Origin of the sequence: Oxobacter pfennigii (assembly GCF_001317355.1) — a bacterium.
Taxonomy (GTDB): domain Bacteria; phylum Bacillota; class Clostridia; order Clostridiales; family Oxobacteraceae; genus Oxobacter; species Oxobacter pfennigii.
In genome coordinates this window covers 1-26,822 of the sequence record NZ_LKET01000056.1, presented here as the reverse complement: position 1 = coordinate 26,822, position 26,822 = coordinate 1, and the positions used below count along the sequence as shown (strand labels likewise).

Here is a 26,822-nt window from a genome sequence, read left to right as displayed (position 1 = left end):
GGTGCATTTATACATTATAAAGTTAAATACCGCACGGTTTCCAGTAGCGGAATCATGGTTTCCATTATGACGGAACTGCGGTTTCCTTACACCGGTCAGATAGTGTAACTTGCTCTGGAATATTCAGAAAGTGTTCCAGCCGCCACTTTGTCCTGACCATTTTTTAAGATGGTTGATATATTTTTCAAACTTGGACTTGGAGTGTAGCTAAGAGCCCTTTCACAGGCTTTCTCCAGGCGCTCCATAGAATAACGGTCAGCAAGTTTCATGAGTGATGCGCAGGATTTGTAACCCTGCTGTTCCACTTTATGCATATATAAAAAGTTCTTCATTACCAGAAGCGTAAAACTGCCAACGTTTCCGCCCCATTCCAGAAAAGAATCGGTATTGTAAGCCAGATATTTTCTGTGATTTTCAGGCATATGTTCCGGAACATAAACTGGATCTGGCGAATAAGCCCGGCGCACATGTGATGCAATGCGGTTGTTATGAAAGAATACTTCAATACTTTTTTGAGTCGTGCGAAGCTCAACTTCTTTACCAATAAATTCATATGGCACAGAATACTTGCAATCTCCGACAGTTATGAGATAATCGGGTTGTATGGTGGCTTTTGACCAGATCGCCGTTTCATACGAAAAAGCAGGTAATGGCATGAGGAAAGACTTCTCTTCTTCCTCAAATGCAGTGAGCCTGCTTCCTTTCTTTTTCTGAAAGGGTTTCTCGTTGAATTCCTGTAGTTTCTCACAGATTGCCCTGTTCAGTTCCTCAAAGGAAAAGAACTTGCGATTCCTGAGTGCTGCAACAATCCAGGTCTCAATGACACCTACTGTGCCTTCCGCATTTGGTTTATCCTTGGGAGTAACCGGACGTGCAGGAATGATGGCAGTTTGATAATACTCTGCCATTTCATGATATGAGCGGTTCAAGACCAGCTCTATACGGGTATTCTTGATTACTCCGGTCTTTAAATTGTCTGGTACAAGAATCCGTGTAACACCTTCAAAGAAGCAATAGGCATGTACATGTGCTTCAATCCAGTGGTTGGATTTCATATCTGGAAACGCCTCTGCATAGCTGTACAAACTGCACGGTAGGCATGCCACAAACACATATGCCTTGATTGGCTCGCCGGAAGCTTGGTCAAAGACAGTAAGAGTGTCACCAGCCCAGTCAACTTCCATGAGTTCACCCGGTTTTCGTTTGATACGCAGGGTAGCCTTCTTAGAGGCAGCATAGGCATGATATTTTTCATTGAACTGGGTATGCTGATACGGAATTGTATGTTCCTGAGTGCACTGTTCACAGTATTCCGCCCAGAGAAGCGATAAGGTGACGCCTGGTTTTGCCAACTCGTTGTAGATGTACTCGAAATCAGGAAGTTTCCTGCTTTTATTTATACTACGCCCAGGATAAAAAAGTTGTTCGATATCCTTATTGGTAAGGGCATCCGGAATAGGCCATATAATATGTTTGTCCTGTGCCAATTGCCATACTTCTGCAACAGTATTTCTGGAACTGCCACAGCTGCGAGCAACACTGACGTTACTGTGGTTTAGACTTTTCAGTCTGATGATTTCTCGATAATTCACCATAATTACCGACCTCCATAACAGTATTTACACATTTATATGTGCATGGACTAATTATAGAGGACTGCACTGGTGTACGGAATTACCTGCTCTGTTTTTGCGGAAATGGATGCTCTGAAGGAGCAAAAAGTATGCACTATTCAAACGGTGTACTCACTCGCAGAAGAAATTAATAAACTCATTAAGGAGATACTGGAAGAGATACAAAAAACAGAGCATATATAGCTAAATATCCCCTGTAACTTATGGTTGCAGGGATATTTCTATATTAGTGTTGAGATTTATTTCATATCCTCTATGGCAGTTCAGCTACGATATTCTGCCGTATACTCCTGATAAAGTAATGTAAACGGAATCATACGTAGTGTCTTTACTTCTTACTCTGGCTGCTGCTTTCTTAACTGCCGTGTGCTCATTTTCTCCAAATCCGTAAAGGGAAAATTGTTGGCCTGTGTTCATAAATAAAACCTTTGTTAGTTGTGTGTTTACTTATCTCCTTTACTTCGCTATTTTAAGCTTCTCCATTTAAACTATTTGGAGCAGCCTGTATCACCGCTCGGACGGACTTACTCCTTTTACTGAATTTTTGTCAGCATAGATTTCAGTATTGTCGTCAGTTATCTTGACTTTATACTTTACTTCTCCGCCCGTCGGGCTTGCGGCTCTGGCTCCGTTCCAATGCTCACAAGCGACGTTTCTTCGCCGTTACATTCGTAATAATCACCATTCCTATCCCTCCAACTTTTCAAAATAATGTGCTTTTATAATTTTTTCGCCGTTCTTGTCCAGCACAAACAAGTCAACACTCAACGCTTCCATAAGTCGTCTTATGTATGCCTCATTGAAATCTCTGATCGCTTGACTACCCTGATATACTAATATCGCCTTGCGTATGGTCGTATTGGCAGGAAGGCAAAAATCAGTCCGTAGTTTATCGAAATCGACTATTATGTATACGCTTCTAATACGCAGCGGAGCAGCGTTTCCACACTCTCCGGCGCCTCAAATTCAAGGATAAAGGCAATGGCGGCTTCGTTTGTATCAGTGACCATATTGCTATTTATTATAGCCTATTGCTTTAATATGCTCTTTCTTTAATTTTGCTGATGCATGAGTAAATTTATTTATGATATTATAAAAATCATCTATATCGCGCTTAGTAAATACTGCATTAGATGTGCATACATATTCATTAATTACCCGTATCAGATTATTTCTATTGATAACTTTAATAGCACTGGAATTTATCTCTATTGACTTAAGAGTGCATCTCTGGCTAAAAACTATTATTGATCTCATATACTCTTTATCTATATTTAGTAATTTTGACAGCGAATTTATATGTAAATTGTTTTGCCATATTGGATTAGCGAAACGCTCTTTCCTGCCAGTTTTAAATGTTTGAGCCCAATATTTATTTTTCTCATTTCCGAATATCCAACCGCTATAGTTCTTCGATTCCAGAACATATATACCTGTTTGATGTATGAACACTATATCAAGTTCAGTTGTCCCACCTTTTTCTTTGGGTATATATGCATTAACAAGTGTTTTGTGATAACCTTGTATACCCTGTAACGTCACATATGTGAGATTTTCTCCACGATATCCATCGTCAGTCATTGCTTTAAAATATGTAATACCGGATGCTTCCTTATATTCACTCTTATCATATTTCTTTTTATCAAAATAAAAATATATTATTGCAACAATTATTGGTAATAGTATTAAAATCATATCGACACTCTCCATGGCTATTCAATTATTATGGCATAGACTTTTTGTTGATATAATAGATCTTATAAAAGACTTCCAAATCTAATGCCTGATATTATATAACTATTATCATATTATATAGTTTTGCTGTTCTTTTCCCTTGGTTTTGTGCCTGGTACATCACGTATGGAATTAGCACCTCCAAATTCAAAACATTCATCAGGAATTGCTGACTTCTTTTTTAATGCTTTTCTAACAAATTTTTTAAACTCTTCTTTATCTGATTTCTTAGTCTTAAAATCAATAATTAACAAACCGTCAGAATAATCTTCAACATTTTTTGCCCACCTTATAATCAAATCATTTATATGTTCATCTCTAAAACTATATCCAACAATAAACAGTTTGGATGGTTGTCCAAAATCACAAAGGTCTTTTAATGCTCTATAATAAAAATCAAAGGGATATTCCACTATTTTTTCAGATTTTCCTCCACCTGTGATTATTGCAGGTACTAGAGGTAGGTTTTCATTGTAAATCTGCTTATAGATTTCTTCAATACCAATATCCTCACTTTTATATTTAAATGCTCTATTTTTATCGATATCATAAAATAAAGATAAAGAGCCATGCAAATGATGTAATTCTATCCTTCGCTGGTCTTCATCATAATAATCTTCATTTCTTGCTGGATTAAAGTAATACCTAGAAAGTGAATCCTTTTTTGAAGTACCAGCAGGAAAACAAAAATCAGTGAAACATTTTGTTCCTAACCACTCTAACAAAATCGTTTCTGCTAGCAAATCATAATTTAAGGTGAAAACATATCCTTTTTGACATTCGTTTAAACAACTAATAAAGAATTGTGTAAATTCATTCAATCTTTCTTCTATTTTTTTCAACCTAACATTTCCATGTACTAATTCCAATATCCGTGCTATGTATTTTCGATATATTGATTCAATAATTATTTCATGGGCATCTAAATTTGGATTACTTAAATTGAATTTCATAAGCATTTTCTGTCCAACTTCAGATTCTATAAACCCTCTGTATCTTTTAAGGCTAGAATAAGCAGCCTCAATCGCAGTAAAATTTTTTTCGAAATCATCAAAAGAAATATTATCCGAACCACCGCATATAACTAATAAAAACTCTTTTTCATCTCCTTCTAGCTCTTCAATAAATTTAGTAGTTATATTTTTTAATGAAAAATCGCTAGACACTGCCATTGAGAGTCCATTCCCAAATAGAAATAACGGCCGATTATTCATATATATACCTCCATTTAAATATCAACTTACATGTTTTTAAAAATTACGATATGTCAAACAATAATTAAAAATCAGTATGAACATATCTGACTATCATCATCCAAGTCCTAACAACAAACAATATCATTTCTTTACATTTAAACTTTTAATTTTATATTCCTTATCACAGATGACCTCAATTTCTGTATTTTTGCAGCCGAATATAAATCTTAATTTTGAGGATAAATCCTCAAATTTCTTTAAGTATAAATCTTTAGATTTTTCTCTTATTTTATCAGCAATTTCTAAGCGTAATAACTTGAATTTAGCTGCATCTAAAATATCTATAATAATTCTATCAATATCAATACCTAATTTACTTGCTATTGCCATTTTAATGATATCCCAAGTTACACCGGAAACAATAGTTGAAGATAAAAAGGCAATAAACTCTTCACTTCCGCCGCTTGCCCCACCATCAAATCTGGTAATTTTTTGGGTTATCACACTATAATCAAGTTTATTTTCATCAAGGGTTTGTTTTACTAAATCAAAATTAATAACGCCACCACCACCCTCAAATAAACTCAATACACAGCATTTATCAGAAGCCAGTTCCTCCAGATTAATGTGATTATCATAGTGATTGTTTACTCCACCTACTTTACTATCTTTTACGAAATCATCACAAATTTTTTTTACATTATTAATAATTTCATCATTCTCATTAAATTGAAACTCTGTATGGAATATTAAACTTATATCAACATGGAAATTATTATTGAAATTATTATAAAGAAGACTTATCCAATCTCCTTTAGCCATTAATATTTTATAATATAGATTCTCAATTCCCCTGTCAGTTAAATCCATACAACTATATTGATAATTATTTATAAGCACTTTACTTGTTTTGTTAGAATAAACACCTGTTTCAATAAATAAATTCAAAAACATATTCGGCATGAAATAACCCCCTGTTAAATACCTATAATAATAGATTTGATTATAAAGTCTGTAATATGAGTGTGCCTATGCCCTTAGCTCATTAAAAACAACCTCTGACATCATATCCATTATAAATTTCATTTTGGCTTCGTCGCTGAACAAGCTCATAAAGAAGCTGTCATTCTTCTCATAACGATTAACGGCGACCTCTTTAAATCTCTGCTCGTATAGGTATTTAAACAATGACTTATCATTGGCCTTTGCAGCATTCACTATCTTGTCATCCTGAGCGAAATCTGCTTTCATTTGTTCAAGTACCTTATCCTGCTCGGTAAATTCAGTCCCAAAACGTTCATTCATCTTTTCAATAATTACTGATAGTGGATCTTTCTTCTTTTCTCTTCCTCCTACATTACCTTTTATATTAGGTATATATTCATTAGAGCTTTCCAAGATAATACTTCCTTCGAACATTTTAGAAAGCTTATAATATTCAAGAATGATTTTATCCGATATATCCACTTTTTGACCGTTATCTTTTGGCAAGCATTTTACCAAAAACTTTGCATATACATAGAATTTCTGCATATCCTTGTCAAACATACGGCATATTTGCGTGATAAAAGAATAAATGCGAATAAATCTTGAAAGATATGTTTTAAAATCTTCTTTAGCCTGATTTTCTAAAAATCCGAAACGCTCTAATGCCGGTTTAATGCATCCGGTAAGAATTGCCTGAACGTTTTTGTTATCTTGGGAATAATATGTTTCTGCAAATTTTTCTATTTCTAAAGGTTGGTATATTTGATATGCATCCAATGAATTTTTTAAGTCGTAGATAACATTAGGGTCTGTTTCCTTCTCTAATATTGCAGCTTCATAATATGGCTGAAAGGACGTTAATATATCCTCTGCAGAATTTACAAAATCCAGAACAAATGTATCATCTTTTCCTTTCATTGTCCTGTTAAGCCTGGACAGCGTCTGCACAGCTTTCAAACCCGATAATTTCTTATCCACAAACATAGTATGCAACAATGGCTCGTCAAACCCGGTTTGATACTTTTCGGCTACAATTAATATATTAAAATCATCTGAGTGAAATTGTTTTTTTAGCTGGCTTTCCTTGATGGTATTTCCCTTTTTATCTTTGTTTAAGTTTTCTTCCGTATAATCTTCACCATTATCAGGTACTGTGCCAGAAAAAGCAACCAAAACATCCAAATCATTATATCCCTGCGCTTTTATATATCTTCTGAATTCAAAAAGATAACGAACTGCATGAAGACGGGAAGACGTTACAATCATTGCCTTTGCGGCTCCGCCTATCTTGTTCTTGGTAATGCTCCTTAAATGCTCTACCATAATTGCAGTCTTCTGAGCTAAATTATGCGGATGCAATGATTCATATTTTGCAATTTCCTTAGTGGCTTTACCGGTATCAACACTCGGGTCATCCGTTATTTTCTTTACAATCTTATAATACATCTGGTAAGTTGTATAATTCGTTAACACATCCAAAATAAAGTTTTCTTCAATTGCCTGCCTCATGGAATATATGTGAAAGGCTTTAAATGTTCCATCATCTTGTTTTTCTCCAAACATCTGCAGCGTCTTTTCTTTAGGCGTAGCAGTAAAAGCAAAAAATGATAGATTGCTATGTGTGCCGTGTGCTGCAAGTTCTTTTACCAATTCATCCTCAAAATCAGGAGTATTTTCTTCCGCTTCGCTTTCCATCTTTCTGTATTCTTCCAATGCTTCTTCATCATTAGCCAAAGCCTTCTTTAATTTTTTAGCAGCTTCTCCTGTCTGGCTTGAATGGGCTTCATCCACAATAATAGCAAAGTTATTGCCCTTTGTTTGTACTTCATTATATATTACAGGAAACTTTTGAAGCGTAGTTATGATAATCCTTTTGCCTGCATTTATTGCATCCCTCAAATCAACTGCATGCTTTTTTTCATCTATGCACTCAACAACGCCAAGAACATGATCAAACTGGTAAATTGTATCCTGAAGCTGACTATCCAAAACTTTTCTATCTGTAACTACAATTATGGATTGAAAAATTTTTTCATCATTTTCATTATGAAGACCTGCAAGCCTATGAGAAAGCCATGCAATGGAATTGGACTTGCCGCTTCCTGCGCTGTGCTGAACCAAATAATTCTTTCCGGCACCATTCTTTTTAACATCTTCAAGAAGCTTGGTTACAACATCCAGCTGATGATAACGAGGAAAAATGAGCGTTTCTTCAGCATACTTATTTCCTTCCTTATCTTCCTTCTCTTCTTTATTAAGATGTATATATTTATGTAAAATTTCCATCAACCTGTCTTTATACAGTACCTTTTCCCAAAGATACGCAGTCTGATGCCCATCAGGATTAAGAGGATTACCCTTGCCCCCGACATTGCCCGAACCGTTGGACCCTTGATTAAACGGCAAGAAGTAAGTATTTGGGCCATTTAATTTTGTGGTCATATATACTTCGTATAAATCAACTGCAAAATGAACCAATACTCCGTTTTTAAATTCAAAGATGGCATCTTTATTTGACCTGTCAAATTTATATTGATTAATGGCATTTGAAGCAGTTTGTCCTGTAAATTGGCACTTAAGTTCCATGGATACAACCGGAATACCATTTAAAAATAAAACGATATCAATACTGTTTTCATTTAATAAAGAGTAGTGCAATTGCCTGGTGCAATGAAGTGTATTTTGGCTATATAATTTTATAGTATCCTGATTTATAGAAGTTTCCGGTTTAAACTGGCAAACACGAAACTTAATACCCCTATCCTTAAAACCATGCCTAAGAACTGCTAACAAACCATTTGCAGCAGTTTCTTTACAAAAGCGTTTAATGAAACTATCCTCCGCAGAAGAACCGTAAATATCACAATATCTTTCCCACTTTTTCTGCTGAGTCAATTTAATGAAATTAATAAGGGTTTCTTTATCCAAGGCTACTTCCCTGTTAAAGTTTTGGGGATTGCCTTTCTCATACCCGCCTTTTGTTATGAGATACTCTTCTATTGCATCTTCAAAGGCTTTTTCTTTTAATAGCTCTTCATTAGGCATTGTTACACCTCTCTTTTACCCGTTATACATTCATATATTAGGCTTTTTTTGTATTCAATAAGTTTTTGGATTAAGGTTTCTTTTTGGGCTATGGTAGCATCAATTTTTGAACATTTACAATCTAAATAGCTTGCAATATTATCTTGTTCTTGCGTTGGCGGCAGAATAAGCAACAACTTATTCAATTCTCCACTGTATTTTAAGCTTTGGCGTACACCATCACCCATTCCATAAAAACCTTTCATAATATCAAATGTATGCAATAAACGGTAATAGTAATTTGTATTGATATCCATTATTTTTCCTAACGTCACATATGCCGATGTGATAATTCCTCTCTCTTTTACCAATCCGCATCGTAAACTCTTGTGATCATTTTGCAAATCAGTTAAGCGTAATACTATGTTTCCCGCTTCAACAATATTATAGGTTTCAAAACTTTCCGGCAATAATCCCATGTTAGTGTCAATATCACGTCTTTTGATATTCCCATAACTTAATGAAAGCACATTATTTTCAATATTATTCTGATTTTTAAACTTTCTTTCTTTAAACAATCTTGATAATTGTACAACCTTCCAATGCTCTGGAATTTCCCCAATCCACTCAATACCACTGTCTTTCATTGGGATATCAGAATTTAGGCCTTTTGTTACAGCCTCTGTGATGACTGACTGCTTATATGCTTTCAGTTTTTCAATAACTTGCTTTTGTTTTTCTATGGTTTTATCTATTTTAGTGCATTTTTGATCAAGATATTTTACCATTCGGTTTTGTTCTTCCCAAATAGGCACAATGACAGCTATGTTTCTAAAATTTTCAAAACTTAAATCCCATTGACCTGGTCTAATTCCTTCCGATAACCTCCGATATTCGGGAAAATATACAGAACTACGTAATAAATAATGTATGTAAAATGGCACTATTTCATTTCTTGTGAAAGTGCAAACATAATATGCCGGACTTACTATACCTTTATATTTTGATACTGCAATAGAACCTTGCCAGGCTTTCATTTTATTAACAACTAAATCATTTTGGGCTACATATTTATAGTTATTTGTATTTTCAGATGTCCTATTATAGTTATCATCTCTACTATTCTTTATTACAATCCCCAAATCTCTATACAAAGAAAGTACCTGCTCATCTGGATGATCCTTAATTCCTTTAATTTTTATGATATTTTTAATTTTAAGAGTTTTCCACTCCTCGGGTATCTCCCCAATCCATTCAATGCCGCTATCCTTCATCTTCCTAATCATTGAATATATCCTCCAGTGCACCTTCCAATTCCAGCTCAAGCTCCATTATTTCTACTTTTATCTCTTCAGAAGGCCTTGGCGGAGTATATTTATAAAAATAACGGGTGAAGGGTATTTCATAGCCTATCTTTGTTTTGCTCTTATCTATCCAGGCATCCGGTGCAAAGGAGAGCACTTCTCTTTTGAAGTATTCATCGATATTTTCTTTTAAAGGTACATTTTCCGTATCACGAAGAGCCGGGTCAGCTACCGGCTTTTTATTTTTGAACACTGTGTTTCCATTTTCATCAAGCAAAGGCCTTTCTACCACAATCTTTGCATAGCCAAACTCTTCGTTGTCAAATATTTTACTAATTTCTGTTTCTCTACATTCTCCATAAACCTTTGTTATTTCATCTATATATTTTTCGGGAATATCATTTCTTTTATTTCCTAATGACTTTCTTCTCTTTTCATAAAGATTATTGGCATTGATAAGCTGCAATTTTCCTTTACGATATGACGGCTTCTTATTACTCAAAACCCATATATAAGTAGCGATACCGGTATTGTAAAAAATATCATTTGGTAACGCTATAATAGCCTCTAATAAATCATTTTCTATTATATATCTTCTTATTTCTGATGGCCCGCTTCCGGCATCTCCCGTAAACAAGGGTGAACCATTATGAATAATGGCAACTCTCGAACCTTGTGGCTTCATTTTAGCAATGGCAGTTTGCAAAAACAACATTTGTCCGTCACCTATAGCCGGAAGCCCCGCTCCAAATCGGCCTGCAAAACCCATTTTTGCTTCTTTTTCAATAGCGCTTTTTTCATTCTTCCACTCACGCCCAAATGGCGGATTGCTTAGAATATAGTCAAATCTGTCTTCTCTAAATTCGTCTTTTGATAAAGTATTTCCGTTTTTTATATTATCTGCATTTCCGCCTTTAATAAGCATGTCTGCTTTGCAAATTGCATAAGTCTGGTCATTAATTTCCTGACCAAAACATATAAACTCTGCCTTACTATTTAACTTATTCAAGTAATCCTCTGCAACAGAAAGCATTCCGCCTGTACCGCATGCAGGGTCATAAATGGTTTTGGCGATATCCCCCGTTAAAAGTTTACTGTCATTATAAAAAAGGATATTAACCATAAGCTCTATTACTTCTCTTGGCGTATAGTGCTGACCTGCATCCTCATTATGAGCTTCAGAAAATCTGCGGATGATTTCTTCAAAAACATATCCCATTTCAAGGTTGGATATTTTATCCGGATGAAAATCAGCTTTTGATGTTGTAAATTCCTGAATAACTATATATAAGAGATTTTTCTCTGCCAGCCTTGTAATCTGAGTATCAAAATTAAACTTTTCAATGATATCACGAACATTTGCGGAAAACCCGTTCAAATAGTCCTTAAAATTTGCTCCAATACCATCAGGGTCACCAAGCAGCTTTTCAAAATCATACTTACTGGTATTATAGAATGAATATCCGGATTCTCGGCAAAGGAAAACGTCCTTCATCGGAAGATTGCCTACAGTCTCATTCTTTTTAAGAACTGCTTCCTTAGTATCTGCCAGTACACAGTCAAAACGTCTGATAACAGTTAGGGGAAGTATAACCTCGCCATATTCATGAGGTTTGTATACACCGGTTAATTTATCAGCTATAGCCCATATTAAATTTGCTTTTTCATTTATATTAAAACTTACACTCATTTTGCCTTATCTCTCCTAAGCTTTTGTGTTCTTTTTGCTTCAATTATATCATAAAATTTCCTTATTCAGCATGTTTGAGTTATAAACTACTAATAAACGATGTATAAACAAACCCCTGATACCGTTGTGGTTATAGAGGTTCATGATGATATAATCGACACGATTCGAATGCTACAAATACCTTTAAATCATTTTTTTATTTTTACAAATCATCAGAATCAGAATTTTTTACTACTATAAGCATCCTTATAAATACACCCGTTTGATACATAAGAAACTCAAGAAATTTTTTATCTACTTTATCATTGTGTTTTGCAATTTTATCGTTAAGTTTTTTATAGCTGTCTATTAGCTTAACAAGCACATCTGAAATTTCTTTCTCTGCTCCGTGTTCTTTTAAATATTTTCCGGTTTCACTAATATTACTCTCAAGATTTTTACTGTTTTCAAGAAACTCTTGCAGAAATTCTTCTAGGGCTTTTCGAAAGTTATCCGCTACATCGCGAATGTATATTCCATCCGAGTACTGCATTAAAGCATTTATGTATGTTCTTTGTGCTTTTGGATACTCAGCAAGCCACATTAAAGGCTCAGAAACAAGTCCATCGTCAAGCTCTTCTGCTCCTTTCGGGAAAATAAAGTAGCTTTGCCCATCTTGTAACACTTCAAATTGGATATGGGATTCTTTTAAACTTTTCACTATTAAATTGTAAAATTCAATTTTGCCCCACTTTCTATATTCCTTATCACCTCTGGTATTAACGAATGCTATATAATAGAGACAAAATTTTTTAATTGTATCACTATGGCTTTTTATGATTCTAATTATATGGTCATACCTTTCTGATTCCCTATAATCATCCAAATAGTACGTGTTTATTTCAGCACCTGTCATGTTGCAAAACCCAAGATACTCAAGGCTTTCAGAATTCTCCTCAATCGCCTCTAATATATTAAAAACTTTCTGCTTTAAATATTGAAATTTTTCTATGTCCGAAAATCCAATGCCCAATTTATCTCGATAGTCAATCCAATCCATGATATATCCCCCACTAAATCATTCAATAATATCAGCATTAAATCTTTATAATTATACCAATTAAAACATATTATGTCATTTTATTCTGCACTTACAGTTTATAAAATTTCAATAAGTTTTCATAGATTTAATAGATATAGAATGGTGAAAATAAAAAGGAAATCCGTTATGTCTAATTCCTTGACACGGCAAAGGTTCGGCTCAGAGACAGAGATAAAGGCATGAGAAGCCCGAGAAGATAAAACCCCACGGGAGCATTTATTTATCAGTATACATCACAATTTTTACATCCACAATTATATAGTTAACAACAAAAAGTCGTTGTATTTTTTGTGTTTTATGGATATATTGTTTAGCACAAGAACCGGAGGTGTTGTATTATGTATCGTACTGCCATTGAGAAATTATATGCATGGAAAGAAAAGAAATACAGGAAACCTTTGATTATCCGTGGAGCAAGGCAGGTAGGTAAAACTTGGCTGATGAAAGAATTCGGCGCTAATGCATATAAAACCAGTGTATATATAAATTTTGACAATAATCAGAAGATGCAGGACTTGTTTTCAATTGACTTGAATGTAGAACGTATTATAATCGGATTGGAGCTCTATGCAGGGCATAAAATAAACCCGTCAGAGGCTCTTCTCATTTTTGATGAGGTTCAGGAAGTACCAAAAGCTTTGACCGCATTAAAGTACTTTAATGAAAATGCCCCGCAATATCATATTGTATGTGCCGGAAGCTTGCTTGGTGTTGCTCTTCATAAAGGTACATCTTTTCCAGTTGGTAAGGTGGATTTCTTGGATTTATATCCTTTGTCCTTTCAGGAATTCATGATAGCATTAGAAAAAGAAAGGTTTGTACAGTTGCTGAATAATGGCGATTATGAAATGGTCACAACCTTCAAACAGGAATATATAGACCTTTTAAAAAAGTATTATTATGTAGGCGGAATGCCGGAAGCTGTATTGAATTTTTCCATCAACAAAGATTTTAATGAAGTGAGGGAAATTCAAGAGCGAATCCTGGCTGCTTATGAGCAGGATTTTTCAAAGCATGCACCCAATGAAGCTGTTCCTAGAATCCGAATGTTATGGAATAGTATTCCCTCCCAGCTTACAAAAGAAAACAAAAAATTTATTTACGGACTTATCAAAGAAGGAGCACGTGCAAAAGAGTACGAAATGGCTTTGCTATGGCTGACAGATTGCGGTCTTGTACACATGGTTAATCGAGTAACATCACCAAGTCTGCCGCTTAAAGCTTATGAAGATTTGAAAGCTTTTAAGTTGTTTTGCTGGATGTAGGACTTTTGTCTTGTATGGTACGGCTTCGTCAGAATGTATTGATTGACGGAAAAGAGCTGTTTAAGGAGTTCAAAGGTTCTCTGACTGAGCAATATGTTTTGCAGCAGTTAAAAACCAATAAGGAAATGCACACATATTATTGGACCAACGACAGAAACAGCGCAGAAATTGATTTTCTGGTTGATAATGGTTCCGAAGTAATCCCATTGGAAGTAAAGGCAGAAGTGAATTTACAATCCAAAAGCCTGAAAACCTTCCATGATAAATTTAATCCCAAAATTTCTGTTCGTACCTCAATGGCTGATTATAAAAGGGAAGACTGGCTGATAAATTTACCTCTTTATGCTATTGAAAGAATTAATAAAATTTAAGATGCATCTTTATAAAGGTAGTACTACTCCAATTGAGAAGTGACGCCTTTAATTTCTTTAATCATTATTTAGAAATTAAAGAGTACGGACAGCTCCGTTTTTAAAATTATCAAACCACTTTTCAATTTCTTTATCTGAATCTATCTTCAATGTTTTAAAAATATGATACGCAAATTCTATAGCAGCAGTTTCATTGGCTGTAATAAACCCTTTGTCCACCACTACTTGTGCTGCCACATAAAGGTCTTGTCCAGTATAACCTTGCTGACTCTGAAAGAGTTCCAAACTATCGCCGGTGTGTTTTACATGGTTTAGGAAACCATGACGGCATAAAAATAAGGTCGCTCCGCATATTGCAGCAATTGGTATGCCTTTACCTGCGACAACTCTAGAGCTGATTACACACGGTATAATTGCTTGTCTATTATTTGCTGTACCAATCAGGTACGCTCTTTCTGAAATTGTCATAATGATAAAAAGTCTTTTTACATATCCTCACCATATTTTCGATGTCGGCTTGCCCAAATCGCTCAGCCCACTTTATCGAGTATAAGGCGGCATGAGCTACATAGACGGCGAGAATATCCCAAAACTCCGCCGGTACATCATCATTAAAGTATGCATGAATTTGCCCAATACAATAGGGGATACTTACATCTGTCCCAAAGCTTTCAAGCTTGTAGAATTCTTCATAAGGATCTCCGATTTCCCATCGGTTAAAGTCTATTACACCGATTTTTTTATCAGGTGTAAAAATTAAATTACCGGGATGAAAATCTCCGTGTTGATAGACCGGTGGTTTTGACCAGATTTTATGGATATTATTTATTATAAATTCAATAGCGATTTCATCGCCTTGAATCCTCACATCTGAGTTAATATATTTTTGAAGCTGGGCTTTCTTTTTGTTAATTTTGATTTCCGTCGGCAGCTCGTCAGCCGGTATCTGAATGCTGTGTATTTTACTTAATATTACACCGGCTTCCCTGCCTAGCCGGTATTGTTCGTCTCTTTGAAGCTTGGGCAGTACTCCTTCCAAATCCTGACCCTCAACCCATGTCAGCAGCATATAAACACTTTGTCCCTCATTTAATATGCCGAAATCAACAGGTTTTGACATATCAAAACCCAACGCCGAATATTTCCCGATAATATCAAATTCCTTTTTCTTCTCTTGGTAATGCTCAATGCTTGAAGTCCTCAGCAGCAGCTTTTGACCGATGTCTGTTTCAATATAGTATTTCACATCATTGGACCATCCCTTATGAATTTGCTTCATCCTGGCCCAGTTCATATGATTTTGAATTTCTTCAAACACAGCTTTTACCTCCATTTGCTTAAAAGAGTTATCACGTTTTTTCTGCACTAAAGAGGCATTCCTTTCCTACAGATTGTCCAATAATCTCAGTTTGATAACGCTATTATTTCTTCAAGTACGTTTTTCCATTCATCATTTTGTACCCTAAGCTTCCAATGACTTGGCGGCGAATCTCCCGATGACGAATCTACAAGGATAAATTCTCCACCGTATGATTCTAATCTAAAAAACACCCTATTATCAGAAGTTGCACCGCCAGTTAATTCAATGCTGCTCAACAAATCCCTTTTTGTCCTCATTTATTAACATCGAAAATTCCTACAATTTTATTACAATGCTCGCAGAAAAAAGCATTTGATATTTTAGTTTGTCCAAAAACAACATTTGATTTTCCGATTACCCGTCCATTGGTATAAATAAGCCTTCGTATCCCTTTCTTAGAAAATTGCTCCATGGGAACCCACATTGCAGATACCCCGCTTGTTATGATTCCGCCTTCTTCCATTTCGCAGTTGCAAAGAGGGCAATTCATTGAAAACACCACCTTTCAGATACTCGTCTATTCATACAGGAAAATATACCTTATGACCATCATACCACGTTTTTCATATAAAGAAAGGCATAACTCCCCTTTAAAGGAAAGCTATGTCTTTATGATACTCTTAACATGATCTAATGTTAGGCTCCTTGTTTTATCAAAATATTTGATCGATTTGAGCTTTGTTATTAACGATATGCATCAGCACTTTGCGATTTGTTTTTGCCAGCTGCTTGTATTCTTCCCGGCCTTCAAAATAAGCGACGCAAATCATCTGAATCGAGGTGATAACATAAAATACCGCCTGTTTCTCTTCCAGTGTCAGTTTACACTCATTGTTGTAGCCATGTAGTATGCCGCTGAGGATATCAAGCCATTTTTCATACATTTCGTCACTGGACTCGCTTAATATACCAGTCGCACAGTAACAGGCATCCCACAGGCGGATGTTAATCTCACTTAAATCAAAGTCTATAAATCTGCTTACCTCACCCTCATCAAACAGGATATTGCCCGGGTTGGGATCGCGGTGAATGAGCTGCTTTGGCAACTTGGCATATAGCCTTCCAAAGGTATCAACGTAATCTTTAAAAAATTTCTCGTCAAGCCCAATATCCCATTGGATATTTTGCTGCCGTACATTCGGAAGTGCCCAATCTGTGACGCTTTTATACAGGTCGACTTCGTCCGGTAAAACCTCTTTCTGCGCTTCTTTGAGGGCCTTATGAAGACGGGCGATGCTTCTGCCGTATTTTTCACCGAAATCAGCCCTATTTTCGCCGTATCTGTCGGACTTGGGAAGCGGACTGCCCTTCAATACATGGGTCAGGATAAAAATCTCCTTGCCGTCCATATACTCGCTTCCAGCTTTCGTAGATACAGGCAGCGAAGAAGCAAGGTCCTGTCTTAAAAGCGCTTTAGTAACCTTTAGATTCTTCATAAGCTTTTCTCGGTTGCCGGTTTTCAAGATAAAGTCGCCGCCGACAGTCCAGGTATTACTTGATATCTTCGCTCCGTCCATGATGTGCATACCTCTAATAGGCAAGGTTTTCTCAATGTCCCAGCTCTCCAGAATTTTTCTTAATTCTCTTTCGGTATACATATTTGCCACCTCCGGTTTAATTGGTTTATGATGGTGATAAATCGAGAGGTACTTTTTCGGAGAGCAGCCATACACTTTTATAAACGCTTTATAAAATCCCGCATAGTTATCAAAGCCGTATTCCAATACAATATCGATGGCCTTTTTCCCATAGGCAATTTCACTGAGAGCATGGTCAAGCCGGCACTTCAGTATATATCCTAAGACAGATGAATCCATTACCGATGAAAACAGGCGGCAATAATGAAAAGTGGAATAATTCGCCATTCGCGCCAGCTCCTCGGCAGTGATGTCGGTTTTGAGATTATTCTCGATGTACTCAAGGCTGGTTTTGATTATTTCGGGTATCTGCATGGCTCTCCACCTCCGTACAATGAGTATACCGCAAGAAGCTCATTATAACATTTCCTGTATTGCTATTATATCAAAATCATTGACACGAAAGCTTGAGCTTATATAAACATGGGGTTCAACCCTTTACTAAGCTGATAATACATTGGTAACAAGTCCCCCACCTTGTTTATTTGCAAGCCCCTAAATATAATTGTACATAACAGCAACTCACAGAGCTATTGTTGTGAAGCTTACTTGTTTGTGAGTATCTTTTTTTGAATTATGTTTGGTCGGATTGGAATATTTACACCGCATTATTAAAAAGTTTTCCTTATCTCGTAACGAAATGAATCATTTTGGGATATATAGGGTGAAAGGAGGTAACGGCATGGACAATGAAAATATGGAAGCATTATATGCGGAGTATTCTCAGGCTGTATATCGTTATCTGCTTTCCCTGTGTCACAGTGCACAGATAGCTGAAGAACTGACGCAAGAGACTTTTTACCGGGCTATTCTGTCAAGCAACCGTTATAACGGTAACTGCAAGGTGTCGGTCTGGCTGTGCCAGATCGCCAAGCACCTATGGTATCAGCACCTGCGTAAGGAGAAAAATCGCACCCTGCCCTTATGCAGTATATCCGAGCCGCTGACTGCCCCGCTGGAAACACAGCTAATGGAACAGGAGAACTGCCACGACTTATATGTGGCCATCCACGCTCTGGATGAGCCTTACCGTGAGGTGGTATACCTACGAGCACTGGGAGGCCTTACTTTCCGTCAGATCGGTATGGTATTGGGACGGAGTGAAACCTGGGCGCGGGTAACCTTTTTTCGGGCAAAAAAGCAATTGATGGAAAGGAGGCAAAGTTATGAAACTGAGTTGTGATGTAATCTGCGATTTACTGCCCGGCTACGCTGAGGGCATGACCAGTGAGGACAGCAACCGCTTGGTACAGGAGCATTTGGATAATTGCCCGCAGTGCCTTGCACTGCTGCAAAGCATGAAAGAGGATATGCAAACGGAGCTGCCGGCACAGACAGAAATCGCACCCTTCAGAAAATACCGGCGGCGGATACAGTCGTGGAAAGTGTTATGCGGGCTGTTTGCCTTGTTGCTGGTCGCCTTGTGCATTCCCGCGGTGGTCGCACAAGTTGATTCCTATCATCGCCTGTGGATGAAGCAGCACCCGCACCAGATTGACGAGATTATCGCTATGGACTGTGCTACTGAGCAGAAACTTATTCTGCCTTTTTCCTATGATAGTGGTGCCGTCCAGGATGACGGCGTTAAATACTATGACGGAACCTATTTTGTTTCTGATGAAACCGCTTTAGAATTGGCCGAGCGGATTAATTCATGGGGACTTAAAAACTGTACAGCCAGAGTTATCGACGACACATCTCTGCTTGTTTCTTATGGCAACTCCCGTTATCGGATGTACCAAACCAACGGAAAATGGTATAACTGGTGTTTTGAGGGTCTGTCATACAAGTTCAACAACTATTATTACCAGTTTCCTATTTATCTGTGTCAGTCCGCTGACACGGTGATTGATGAATTCAACAACAGCCCAAATGAGCTTACAAGCGTTGCCGACTATGAGGATTTTGTGGACTTCTACACCGATAGCGGCCTATACCGCTTCACCGCACGTGAAGGCACTATTGTATTACTAGGTTATGTTAATGAGGCTATGCAAAACGAAGGCTTGCCGTTTCCCCTCACTATGAACTTCACTGAAACAGACGGCATTTTAACTATCACCATTCAAAAGGTCATAATCCAAGTGCCGTAGAGAAGAGCTATACAAAACCAACACAAAAAACCCTGAAATCAGTAAAACTTCAGGGTTTTTTGCGCGCAATAGAGAGAGGAAATTTAGTCTTTCAGGTGCAATTCTATCATTTGAGCTTTTTCAATTTTGCCCATTAAAGAATAATAGGTTTTCCATTCTTCAACAGACTGCAAAGGAATGGGCATGTTATCAATAAAAGTAATCTCTTTGATATTCTCCTTTTTCAAAGGAAAATAATGTTCCACATCCTCAGCAACGATAGTAAAGCCTGCTATAATATCAAATTCTATACCCTCAATCATATATTCCAAAAAAGCTTTGCTCTTATACTGTGCATTAGGGATTCTTTGTTGTAAAGTTTCATAATCAGAAAGAAGTGCTTTTACCTTTTCAACATCATTTTCTGAAATCATAATATCTATATCATGAAAATCATGTGTAATGCCTTTAATATACAATAAAGAGGAAGCCCCAACTGCCCATGTAATTCCGTTTTGGTTTAGAATTTCTGCAATCTTAACTAATGCTGCTAGTTTCTTTTCTGTATCCATACACATTTCCCCCTCTAACTTCTGTTTGTTTGCCTGTATAAAACAGAATGTTTTATATATTCTTCCATCAAAACTCCATTTATCCGCATACACAGAAGAATAACCGATGCCACAATAATACCATTCTTTTTTATATAAAAAAAGACTTTTGCTCCTGGTGCAACTCATGTCCATTTTCTTATATAAGGCATAAAAAAATCGATGCAATCTGCTCCTAACATCTCTGATCTGACATTCTATTAGGTAAGCACAGAGCGAATATGAGCCATGTTCCCGGATGAATTCGTATATCTGAGTATGTCTGAACCATAGCGAAACGCTCTGCATATCTTGTATTGGAATCCCATCCTTTTGCGAGTTTGTATTTGGCGATAGGGCAGTGCTGCTCCAAGATGGAAGGGCAGTGCTGTCGAATTAAAAATAGAATAGATTATGCTTTTGGACAAACAGAAATACTTTTAGAAAGGAGCCACCGTATTTGGATATTTGTTTTTGTGGCCTCACAGGTCATATTGTTGTACCGGAGGATCCTGACTATAACAAAGGACGCAAGGACTACAACAGGGCTATTCAACAGTATCCTTTGGTTATAAATTATTGCGGCAACAAAAGGGATGTAGCAAATGCAGTTAACTGGTCGAGAAAATTCAATGTGCCCCTTAGAATCCGCAGCGGCGGTCACAATTATGAAGGATACTCCAACGGGAACGGTACTCTGGTCATAGACATCAGCAAGATGAACCGGATTAGCCTGGATGCGAGTACGAATCTGTTAACGGCAGAAGGCGGCGTGACCAATGGTCAGATGTATAAATTTGTATCCTCAAAGGGATACCCGTTTCCCGGCGGCACCTGCCCCACCGTAGGATTAAGCGGCTATGTGACAGGAGGCGGCTGGGGGTTGTCCTGCCGTTATCTGGGGCTCGGATGCGACAGTCTTGAAGAAATTGAGCTTGTTAATTACAAAGGCTGTCTTGTGAAAGCAAACCGGCGTTGCAATGCTGATCTCTTCTGGGCTTGTCGCGGCGCGGGGGGAGGAAATTTCGGCGTTATTGTGTCGATGAAATTCAGGCTTCCGCATAAAGTGGAGAAAGTGACTCTGATTGAAATCAATTACCGCCATGTGACCCCGAAGGAACAGGAGGAGTTCCTTGAAACCTGGCAAAGATGGCTGGAAGATGCCGATCCCAGAATCACTCTGATTTCAAGAATTTACAACTCTGTCAGCGACGGTCTGGCAATACTTGCACGGGGCATTTTTTACGGAAAACCAGGTGAGGCAAAGCAGCTCTTAAAGCCTTTTCTCGAGCTTTCGAGAGTTAATTACAGTTTTAAGTATATGCCGTTCCTTAATGCTGTGACAATCATCGGGAGCAATTATCCTCCCTTTGAAAAATTCCAGTCTGCCAGCCGTTTTGTTATGAAAATTTTTAATAAACGTGAAATTTCAGACCTTGTGGGGCTGATTCGCAAGCGCCCAAATGGCTCTGTGTTTGCAGGGCTATCCATGTATGCGCTAGGAGGCAGAGTTCGTGATATTGGACAGGATGAAACGGCTTTTTTTTACCGAAATGCCCATTATATCATCTGGATGGAAACCACATGGGAGGAAAATAGATTTGCCGAGGAAAACAGAAGGTGGATCAACCGCCAGTTCCCGGCTCTCGCAGCCGTAACTACGGGTTCCTATGTCAATTTCCCGTATAACCAACTGCCCGATTATTTGGAAGAGTATTACGGTTCACATGTTGCCTTGCTTAAAAAGGTAAAAAAGAAATACGACCCGCTTGACATTTTCACATTTCCACAAGGTATCAGAAGCTCGGGAGGCCGACGGCCTCAACCGCCTGTCTTGGAGGATGCTAAGAGTAAAACAGAAATTGAAACCTCTAATAAAAGTTAAGGGTTAAAGTGAAAAGGAAGTGGTCAAATGTGCCCACTTCCCTTATATTTGAATAGTCTTCTTGGTTCTTCTTATATTCATAGTACATTCATTTTTTCTTCACTGGGGCAAACTGAGCAAGTTTTTAAGGAAAATCAACAATGAATAAGTTTCTGGCTCTTCCTCACTGCTCGCGACGGTGTATAAATAGTCAAGGCCCTCGTCCCTGCAATATCTTTTCAACTCATCTTCCCCGGTGTTTAAATCGCTTATTTCATAATAGTCGTCATATATCAGCATTATTTTACTCCTGCGCCGCAATGGCGGCATTACACTTCCCGAAACGTAGTTTCCACATAATTGTCGGCCAACTTCTTGCGTCCGGCTTCGCTTCTTAAATCAATGCCCAAAACATCCCTGACCACATCTGTACGCAAGAACATACCCTGCAAAGAAAAGACCATCAGCGCGGCCAGCTCTTTAGGGTCAGCAGTGATATTTCTTTCCCTGCAAACCGCCTCCACCAAAGGTGAATATCCATTAATAGTTTGATTGGTATTATCTCCTATGCGGGCATTATGCTGGTCTGTCAAGATAGATATCCTTGAGATGTTTTCATTGGCATATAAAAAATTAAGGGTATAAAGCATCCTTAGCTTCAATGTTTCTGCGGCACTTTTCCCTTGTAATAAGGGTGACTCTCTTGGGACATTACTAATCACATTGCCGATTATCTCCTGAATGCATTGAGCTATCAGGTTCTCCTTGGTCTGAAAATGATAGTTTATTTGGCTCAGACCAACTTCGGCTTCCTTACAGATATCCCTGACGGTAACATCCTCAGGTTTGTTTGCTTTTTCTTCTATCAGCTTGATGGTGGCATTTATTATTTTTCTTTTGATATCCTGCTTCATAACAGCCTCCCCTACCTTATGAAATGACTGAAGCGTCCAATAACCGTCTTTATTGCAATACATGCTGCCATGACGTATAGCGCCGTTTCCGGTTCATGTACGAAAGGCAGATTCCACTTAAAGATTTGCGTTAATAAAACCAGCAGGGCAACAGTACCCACAAGATACCCCAGTATTGTCAACGGATGTGCGGGAGCAGCCGTTATAAATTTACCGATACTTATTGTGCAAAAGAGCATTCCGATAGCTCCCAGTGTGATAACAGCCGATCTTGGACCGTTAATAAATAAAATTTTATTGCCATTGATGCCATTGAACACAATCACAATAGTGACCACAATCGTAATGACAGCAATTCCAATTTCTTTCATATGAAGCTCCCCTTTCATAAGGATAATTTATACTAAGTTTAGAACAATGTTCTAAACTTAGTATAAATTTCTTTTTTGCTATTGTCAATTAAATTTATTTGAAAACCAAAATATTGAGATAGACATCCAAGAGACGGCCTGTATGACTATATATAGTTATTTATTCACATGATAGAGGTAAACGATATGGTAGAATAATATATCATAATCCAAAAAAAGCACTTGACTCCAACCTTAGGTCGGACCTTATAGTTGTTTTCGGAGGTGAAATTGCATGTCATACACGGTGCACGAGGTGGCAAAACTATCTGGCGTAACAATAAAAACCTTATACCATTATCAGAAGATTGGATTGCTTATGCCGGAAAGTATTGCAGAAAATGGATATAGATACTACGGTGACAAGGAGCTCGAGCGGCTTCAGCAAATCCTATTTTACCGTGAACTTGATTTCCCACTGGAAAAAATCAAAGCTGCCATGCAGAACGAGCCCTCCCGCTTGCGGTGCTTATGTGAGCAAAAAACTTTGTTGATGGCGCGCCAACAGAAGATTAGCGGCATTTTGCATACGCTCGGAGAGACTATTATCTATGTTAAGAAAGGAGCTACTATGAGTAAAGAAAAGATGTTTGCAGGCCTAAACAGGCAAGAATGGGAAGCTGCATTAAAGCCACAGAACGAGTATTTGCATGAAAACTATGGCTATTCCATTGATATGAGTACGATTGATGGGGACGTTATGAATGAAAAGGCAAATGAAGCTGCAGGGTTTATAGCTTTTATGGCAGATGCACTTAGAAACAGTATTAGTGCCAATGCAGATGAAGTTCATTCTGCCATCGAAAAGCATATTCAGTTTATGAGGCGTGATATGGACATCGACGCACAAGGTTTTGCCGCTCAATCTAAATTTTTAATGACCGATGAGTTCCATCGTCAAATGCTTGAAAAACATCAGACTGGTTTGAGCTATTATATTTGTTTTGCGGCTGAAAGTTACGCCGCAAAATAAGGCATTCAAAAAAATAATCACCAGCATATCATGAAAAAGCGGAGTGTGGTTGTGACCACGCCCCGCTTTTTCGCGGCCTATCGGAAATGAGATTGCGGCAATAAGAGCATTCGACAGCCTGTAGGTGGCACGCCCCCCTTGTAACGCCTCGGGACACTTTGTTGCCAAACAGAAAATATCAAGCGGATCACACTTTGCAGACGCACACTACCGTTGCCCCGACTTACGTAATTTTCATAAAGAATTCGCCAAATTACTGTAATATTTTTTTATTTTCGTAATGTTTTTTGATATATGGACGAAAAATAGTACTTGATTCATATTATAAACAAGGAGGGCTAATACCTCTGTATTATTAAGTTAAATAATTAAAGTTTTTTAAACTACCCCGATATCTGTTTTTGTTCCATATAACATAATGGTACATAAGAATGGGCTCCATTATGTTATATAAAATGCAATGAAGCCTACATGTATTTGTGCAGGCTTCATTGCATTTTATATACAGGTCTAATTATGCATGCCTTTATTTTTATTCCGTTGAATGGTATTAACTTACGGGGAGTGACATTAATGGAATCATTAGAATATTTAAGTTATAATGAAGATTATATAAGTCAGGAATTGGCAGAAGAAATTGATAAACTCATTAAGGAGATTCTAGAAGAAATACAAAAAAAAGAATACCCCCTGTAGTCTTTGTGATTACAGGGGGTATTCATAGGCCTGACACAATTCGAATGTGCGACGCCTGGATTTAATCATTCTGCTGCTAGAATATGAGCTTTCACCCATTTGCTGCGCCCATGCAAATGAAGCCTGTACAAACATATGCAGGTTGCATTAGACAAGGATAAGCAGCTACTTTATACTGCTATTCAGCTTTCCATCGTCCAAATAATCTTTAGCTTTATCATATAAAGTCTTAACGATCTTATACATGGTTTCCTCGCTTAAAAATATTGTTATGCTCTTAGGTAAAAACTGATAAGCCTTTTTTACCACCCATTCAGCCTGTTGGTCTCCTGATTTAAGCACAGCATCTTTTGCAAGGCTCTTAGCCTGCAGCATTAGGGCGTATGCTTTTGTTTTAAAATCCTGCCAGGCAAACAGCGCATATAAACTCAAAGCAAATATTATTACAATAAAAAATCTGAACTCCCATAAAAATTCTTTCATCTTTTCATTCCTCGATAATTTCAATTATTTTATTTATTTTTTCTCTGAGATCTTCATTTTCTTTTGTCAAAGTGTCAATTTTATCTTTCAATGATACTTCTTCATCCGGGATAACGACTTCCGGCACCCATGGAATATAAACTGACTTAAGAAACCCTTTAGCTATAGCTTCAGCTACCTTGTAAAGCCAACAATCATTAAGCAGTAGCTCCTGCTCTTTTGGATTACTTAAAAAAGCTATTTCGTGCAACACTGCCGTCATTTTTGTCTCATTGATTACATGTAAATCAGAGGTTTTCAATCCCCTATCACTCAACCCTGTTACGGCAACACAGCTTTCCTGAATACACCTAGCCATGAGCAATCCCTTTTCATCGCCTTTATAGTAATATGTTTCAGTGCCATTCGCTGAAGGACCAGTAAAGCTATTAGCATGTATAGAAAGAAAGTAATCTGCTTTTGCATTATTTGCTATGTCGCAGCGCCCTTGCAGGCTTACATCAATATCCGTTGTCCTGGTATATATTACTTCTATGCCATGCCTTGTGATATGCCCCCCAACCTCTAATGCTACTTTTAACACAATATCTTTTTCTACGACTTTTGTACCTACGGCTCCCGGTTGCTTGCCCCCATGCCCTGGGTCGATGCATATTTTCAATTAAAACACCCCCCTATTTAAAAAGTGCATCTTTAATATCGTTCACATCATCTGCGACAGTTTCAATGACGTTCAACTTTTCCATGAGCTGTGTGATTATAATTTGATAGTTTGCTTCCCTCTCGTATGCCTTTTTATCCCGAGCCTCCTGCTTTTTTAGTACATACAGCAGCAGACTTACAAATAAAAGCGCCCATATCCCCTGGGATGCTGCTAGTTTTAATGCTTCTGTTTCCACATTTGCACCTCCATTTTAGTAATAAAAAAAGAGCCTTCTAGCTCAACCATAAATTTTCATTGAAATATTTGCTCCATTCGTATTTGCTTTTAAGGCCTACTTCATCAATATTCGGAAGTCTCATCAGCCCCCATCCACCTTCAAGGCCTTTCCCTGGTTCACCTAAGTCTTTAGCAACATATCTAATCCACTTATTAGCAATTTCACCAGTTAGTTTTGATAAACCCAGTTCATCCCTTATCATGCTATAAACAATAAGGATAGCAGAATAAAAGGTGCGGCACACCTTGTACCGTCAAAAAGAAAATACTTCCCTTCGCTGTTTGGTATGTATCTACTTGTGTATGCCACACAATTTTGCAGTGGTCAAGCTTTTTTGTAACACCTTGACCTAATATTTAAAACTTTTATACCTTGCTTCAAAGGGTGTCAATCCCTCATTAAATGAATGCGGTCTTACATGGTTATACCAAACATATGAAAAATAATTTACAGATTCATTAAGCTCTCTATCATTATGATAATAGTGATGATATATTAATTCATTTTTCAAGGTATTAAAATATCGTTCCATGGGTGCATTATCATATGGACATCCAGCCTTGCTCATACTTTGTTGTATATCAATTGAACTGCAA

Annotated in this window: 28 protein-coding genes and 1 pseudogene; 6 read left to right on the top strand and 23 right to left on the bottom strand. The window is 37.4% G+C overall.

Annotated features, from left to right (window positions below; all coding sequences use genetic code 11):
- Positions 1-95: 95 nt before the first annotated feature.
- The 9 genes from istA to OXPF_RS18625 form a co-directional block, all read right to left on the bottom strand.
- Complete coding sequence (gene istA, locus OXPF_RS18660) at positions 96-1,595, bottom strand: IS21 family transposase (protein ID WP_054876735.1); 1,500 nt, start codon at positions 1,593-1,595, stop codon at positions 96-98.
- Between the two features lie 306 nt (positions 1,596-1,901).
- The gene (locus OXPF_RS22665) at positions 1,902-2,051 is read right to left on the bottom strand and encodes a hypothetical protein (RefSeq protein WP_160317268.1); all 150 of its coding nucleotides are present in this window, start codon (positions 2,049-2,051) and stop codon (positions 1,902-1,904) included.
- Between the two features lie 597 nt (positions 2,052-2,648).
- Complete coding sequence (locus tag OXPF_RS18655) at positions 2,649-3,329, bottom strand: nuclease-related domain-containing protein (protein WP_054876734.1); 681 nt, start codon at positions 3,327-3,329, stop codon at positions 2,649-2,651.
- A 113-nt stretch (positions 3,330-3,442) separates the two neighbouring features.
- The gene (locus tag OXPF_RS18650; RefSeq protein WP_054876733.1) at positions 3,443-4,582 is read right to left on the bottom strand and encodes an SIR2 family protein; all 1,140 of its coding nucleotides are present in this window, start codon (positions 4,580-4,582) and stop codon (positions 3,443-3,445) included.
- Positions 4,583-4,705: 123 nt separating this feature from the next.
- Positions 4,706-5,527 carry a hypothetical protein gene (locus tag OXPF_RS18645; RefSeq protein ID WP_054876732.1) on the bottom strand — a complete coding sequence of 274 codons (822 nt, stop codon included), beginning with the start codon at positions 5,525-5,527 and terminating at the stop codon, positions 4,706-4,708.
- Positions 5,528-5,593: 66 nt separating this feature from the next.
- Positions 5,594-8,596, bottom strand: coding sequence for a type I restriction endonuclease subunit R (locus tag OXPF_RS18640; protein ID WP_054876731.1), 3,003 nt, complete (start codon positions 8,594-8,596; stop codon positions 5,594-5,596).
- Positions 8,597-8,598: 2 nt separating this feature from the next.
- Positions 8,599-9,861: a restriction endonuclease subunit S gene (locus tag OXPF_RS18635; RefSeq protein ID WP_083480045.1), complete on the bottom strand. Its 1,263-nt coding sequence runs from the start codon at positions 9,859-9,861 to the stop codon at positions 8,599-8,601.
- A complete protein-coding gene (locus tag OXPF_RS18630; protein WP_054876730.1) occupies positions 9,854-11,569 on the bottom strand; it encodes a type I restriction-modification system subunit M in 1,716 nt (571 codons plus the stop codon). The genes OXPF_RS18635 and OXPF_RS18630 overlap by 8 nt, the downstream gene beginning before the upstream one ends.
- A 202-nt stretch (positions 11,570-11,771) precedes the next feature.
- Positions 11,772-12,608, bottom strand: a complete 837-nt coding sequence (locus tag OXPF_RS18625) for a hypothetical protein (RefSeq protein WP_054876729.1) — start codon at positions 12,606-12,608, stop codon at positions 11,772-11,774.
- Between the two features lie 380 nt (positions 12,609-12,988).
- Here OXPF_RS18625 and OXPF_RS18620 point away from each other — a divergent pair.
- Positions 12,989-14,286: pseudogene (locus OXPF_RS18620) on the top strand (ATP-binding protein).
- A gap of 75 nt (positions 14,287-14,361) precedes the next feature.
- Here OXPF_RS18620 and OXPF_RS18615 read toward each other — a convergent pair.
- The 5 genes from OXPF_RS18615 to OXPF_RS21965 all read right to left on the bottom strand — a co-directional run bounded on the left by OXPF_RS18615 (position 14,362) and on the right by OXPF_RS21965 (position 17,598).
- A complete protein-coding gene (locus tag OXPF_RS18615) occupies positions 14,362-14,754 on the bottom strand; it encodes a DJ-1/PfpI family protein (protein ID WP_242854456.1) in 393 nt (130 codons plus the stop codon).
- Positions 14,711-15,604: an aminoglycoside phosphotransferase family protein gene (locus OXPF_RS18610; protein WP_242854455.1), complete on the bottom strand. Its 894-nt coding sequence runs from the start codon at positions 15,602-15,604 to the stop codon at positions 14,711-14,713. The genes OXPF_RS18615 and OXPF_RS18610 overlap by 44 nt, the downstream gene beginning before the upstream one ends.
- Before the next feature lie 86 nt (positions 15,605-15,690).
- The gene (locus OXPF_RS18605) at positions 15,691-15,903 is read right to left on the bottom strand and encodes a hypothetical protein (protein WP_054876728.1); all 213 of its coding nucleotides are present in this window, start codon (positions 15,901-15,903) and stop codon (positions 15,691-15,693) included.
- A complete protein-coding gene (locus tag OXPF_RS18600) occupies positions 15,900-16,136 on the bottom strand; it encodes a PF20097 family protein (protein ID WP_054876727.1) in 237 nt (78 codons plus the stop codon). Before OXPF_RS18600 ends, OXPF_RS18605 begins: the two co-directional genes overlap by 4 nt.
- Positions 16,137-16,299: 163 nt before the next feature.
- The gene (locus OXPF_RS21965) at positions 16,300-17,598 is read right to left on the bottom strand and encodes a helix-turn-helix domain-containing protein (RefSeq protein WP_083480044.1); all 1,299 of its coding nucleotides are present in this window, start codon (positions 17,596-17,598) and stop codon (positions 16,300-16,302) included.
- 325 nt (positions 17,599-17,923) lie between these two features.
- Here OXPF_RS21965 and OXPF_RS18585 point away from each other — a divergent pair, with 325 nt between their 5' ends.
- Positions 17,924-18,466 (top strand): RNA polymerase sigma factor, encoded by a 543-nt coding sequence (locus OXPF_RS18585; protein WP_242854454.1) that lies wholly within the window; start codon positions 17,924-17,926, stop codon positions 18,464-18,466.
- Positions 18,450-19,376, top strand: coding sequence for an anti-sigma factor family protein (locus OXPF_RS18580; RefSeq protein WP_054876725.1), 927 nt, complete (start codon positions 18,450-18,452; stop codon positions 19,374-19,376). The genes OXPF_RS18585 and OXPF_RS18580 overlap by 17 nt, the downstream gene beginning before the upstream one ends.
- An 83-nt stretch (positions 19,377-19,459) precedes the next feature.
- Here the strand turns inward: OXPF_RS18580 and OXPF_RS18575 are convergent, their stop codons facing one another.
- Positions 19,460-19,927 carry a nucleotidyltransferase domain-containing protein gene (locus OXPF_RS18575; RefSeq protein ID WP_054876724.1) on the bottom strand — a complete coding sequence of 156 codons (468 nt, stop codon included), beginning with the start codon at positions 19,925-19,927 and terminating at the stop codon, positions 19,460-19,462.
- Between the two features lie 478 nt (positions 19,928-20,405).
- On the opposite strand from OXPF_RS18575, the gene OXPF_RS18570 reads away from it, so the two are divergent.
- Positions 20,406-21,830 carry an FAD-binding oxidoreductase gene (locus tag OXPF_RS18570; RefSeq protein WP_083480043.1) on the top strand — a complete coding sequence of 475 codons (1,425 nt, stop codon included), beginning with the start codon at positions 20,406-20,408 and terminating at the stop codon, positions 21,828-21,830.
- A 99-nt stretch (positions 21,831-21,929) separates the two neighbouring features.
- On the opposite strand, the gene OXPF_RS18565 is transcribed toward OXPF_RS18570, so the two are convergent.
- From OXPF_RS18565 to OXPF_RS18555, 3 genes are read right to left on the bottom strand one after another with little or no spacing between them, the layout of a single operon-like run.
- On the bottom strand, positions 21,930-22,109 hold the full coding sequence (locus OXPF_RS18565; protein WP_054876723.1) for a hypothetical protein: 180 nt from the start codon (positions 22,107-22,109) through the stop codon (positions 21,930-21,932).
- Between the two features lie 29 nt (positions 22,110-22,138).
- A complete protein-coding gene (locus OXPF_RS18560; protein ID WP_054876722.1) occupies positions 22,139-22,723 on the bottom strand; it encodes a TetR/AcrR family transcriptional regulator in 585 nt (194 codons plus the stop codon).
- An 11-nt stretch (positions 22,724-22,734) separates the two neighbouring features.
- Positions 22,735-23,094 (bottom strand): hypothetical protein, encoded by a 360-nt coding sequence (locus OXPF_RS18555; protein ID WP_054876721.1) that lies wholly within the window; start codon positions 23,092-23,094, stop codon positions 22,735-22,737.
- 274 nt (positions 23,095-23,368) lie between these two features.
- Here OXPF_RS18555 and OXPF_RS18550 point away from each other — a divergent pair, with 274 nt between their 5' ends.
- Together OXPF_RS18550 and OXPF_RS23440 are read left to right on the top strand one after the other, a co-directional pair.
- Complete coding sequence (locus OXPF_RS18550; protein ID WP_054876720.1) at positions 23,369-24,106, top strand: MerR family transcriptional regulator; 738 nt, start codon at positions 23,369-23,371, stop codon at positions 24,104-24,106.
- Positions 24,107-24,679: 573 nt separating this feature from the next.
- Complete coding sequence (locus OXPF_RS23440) at positions 24,680-24,802, top strand: hypothetical protein (protein WP_278308411.1); 123 nt, start codon at positions 24,680-24,682, stop codon at positions 24,800-24,802.
- Positions 24,803-24,967: 165 nt separating this feature from the next.
- Here OXPF_RS23440 and OXPF_RS18545 read toward each other — a convergent pair whose 3' ends face one another.
- The 5 genes from OXPF_RS18545 to OXPF_RS18525 form a co-directional block, all read right to left on the bottom strand.
- Complete coding sequence (locus OXPF_RS18545; protein ID WP_054876719.1) at positions 24,968-25,285, bottom strand: hypothetical protein; 318 nt, start codon at positions 25,283-25,285, stop codon at positions 24,968-24,970.
- 4 nt (positions 25,286-25,289) lie between these two features.
- Positions 25,290-25,946: an N-acetylmuramoyl-L-alanine amidase family protein gene (locus OXPF_RS18540; protein WP_054876718.1), complete on the bottom strand. Its 657-nt coding sequence runs from the start codon at positions 25,944-25,946 to the stop codon at positions 25,290-25,292.
- Positions 25,947-25,959: 13 nt separating this feature from the next.
- A complete protein-coding gene (locus OXPF_RS18535; RefSeq protein WP_054876717.1) occupies positions 25,960-26,184 on the bottom strand; it encodes a BhlA/UviB family holin-like peptide in 225 nt (74 codons plus the stop codon).
- A 37-nt stretch (positions 26,185-26,221) separates the two neighbouring features.
- The gene (locus OXPF_RS18530; RefSeq protein ID WP_152967810.1) at positions 26,222-26,428 is read right to left on the bottom strand and encodes a hypothetical protein; all 207 of its coding nucleotides are present in this window, start codon (positions 26,426-26,428) and stop codon (positions 26,222-26,224) included.
- Between the two features lie 147 nt (positions 26,429-26,575).
- On the bottom strand, positions 26,576-26,822 hold a 247-nt coding region (locus OXPF_RS18525; RefSeq protein ID WP_152967809.1), incomplete at its 5' end, for an integrase core domain-containing protein.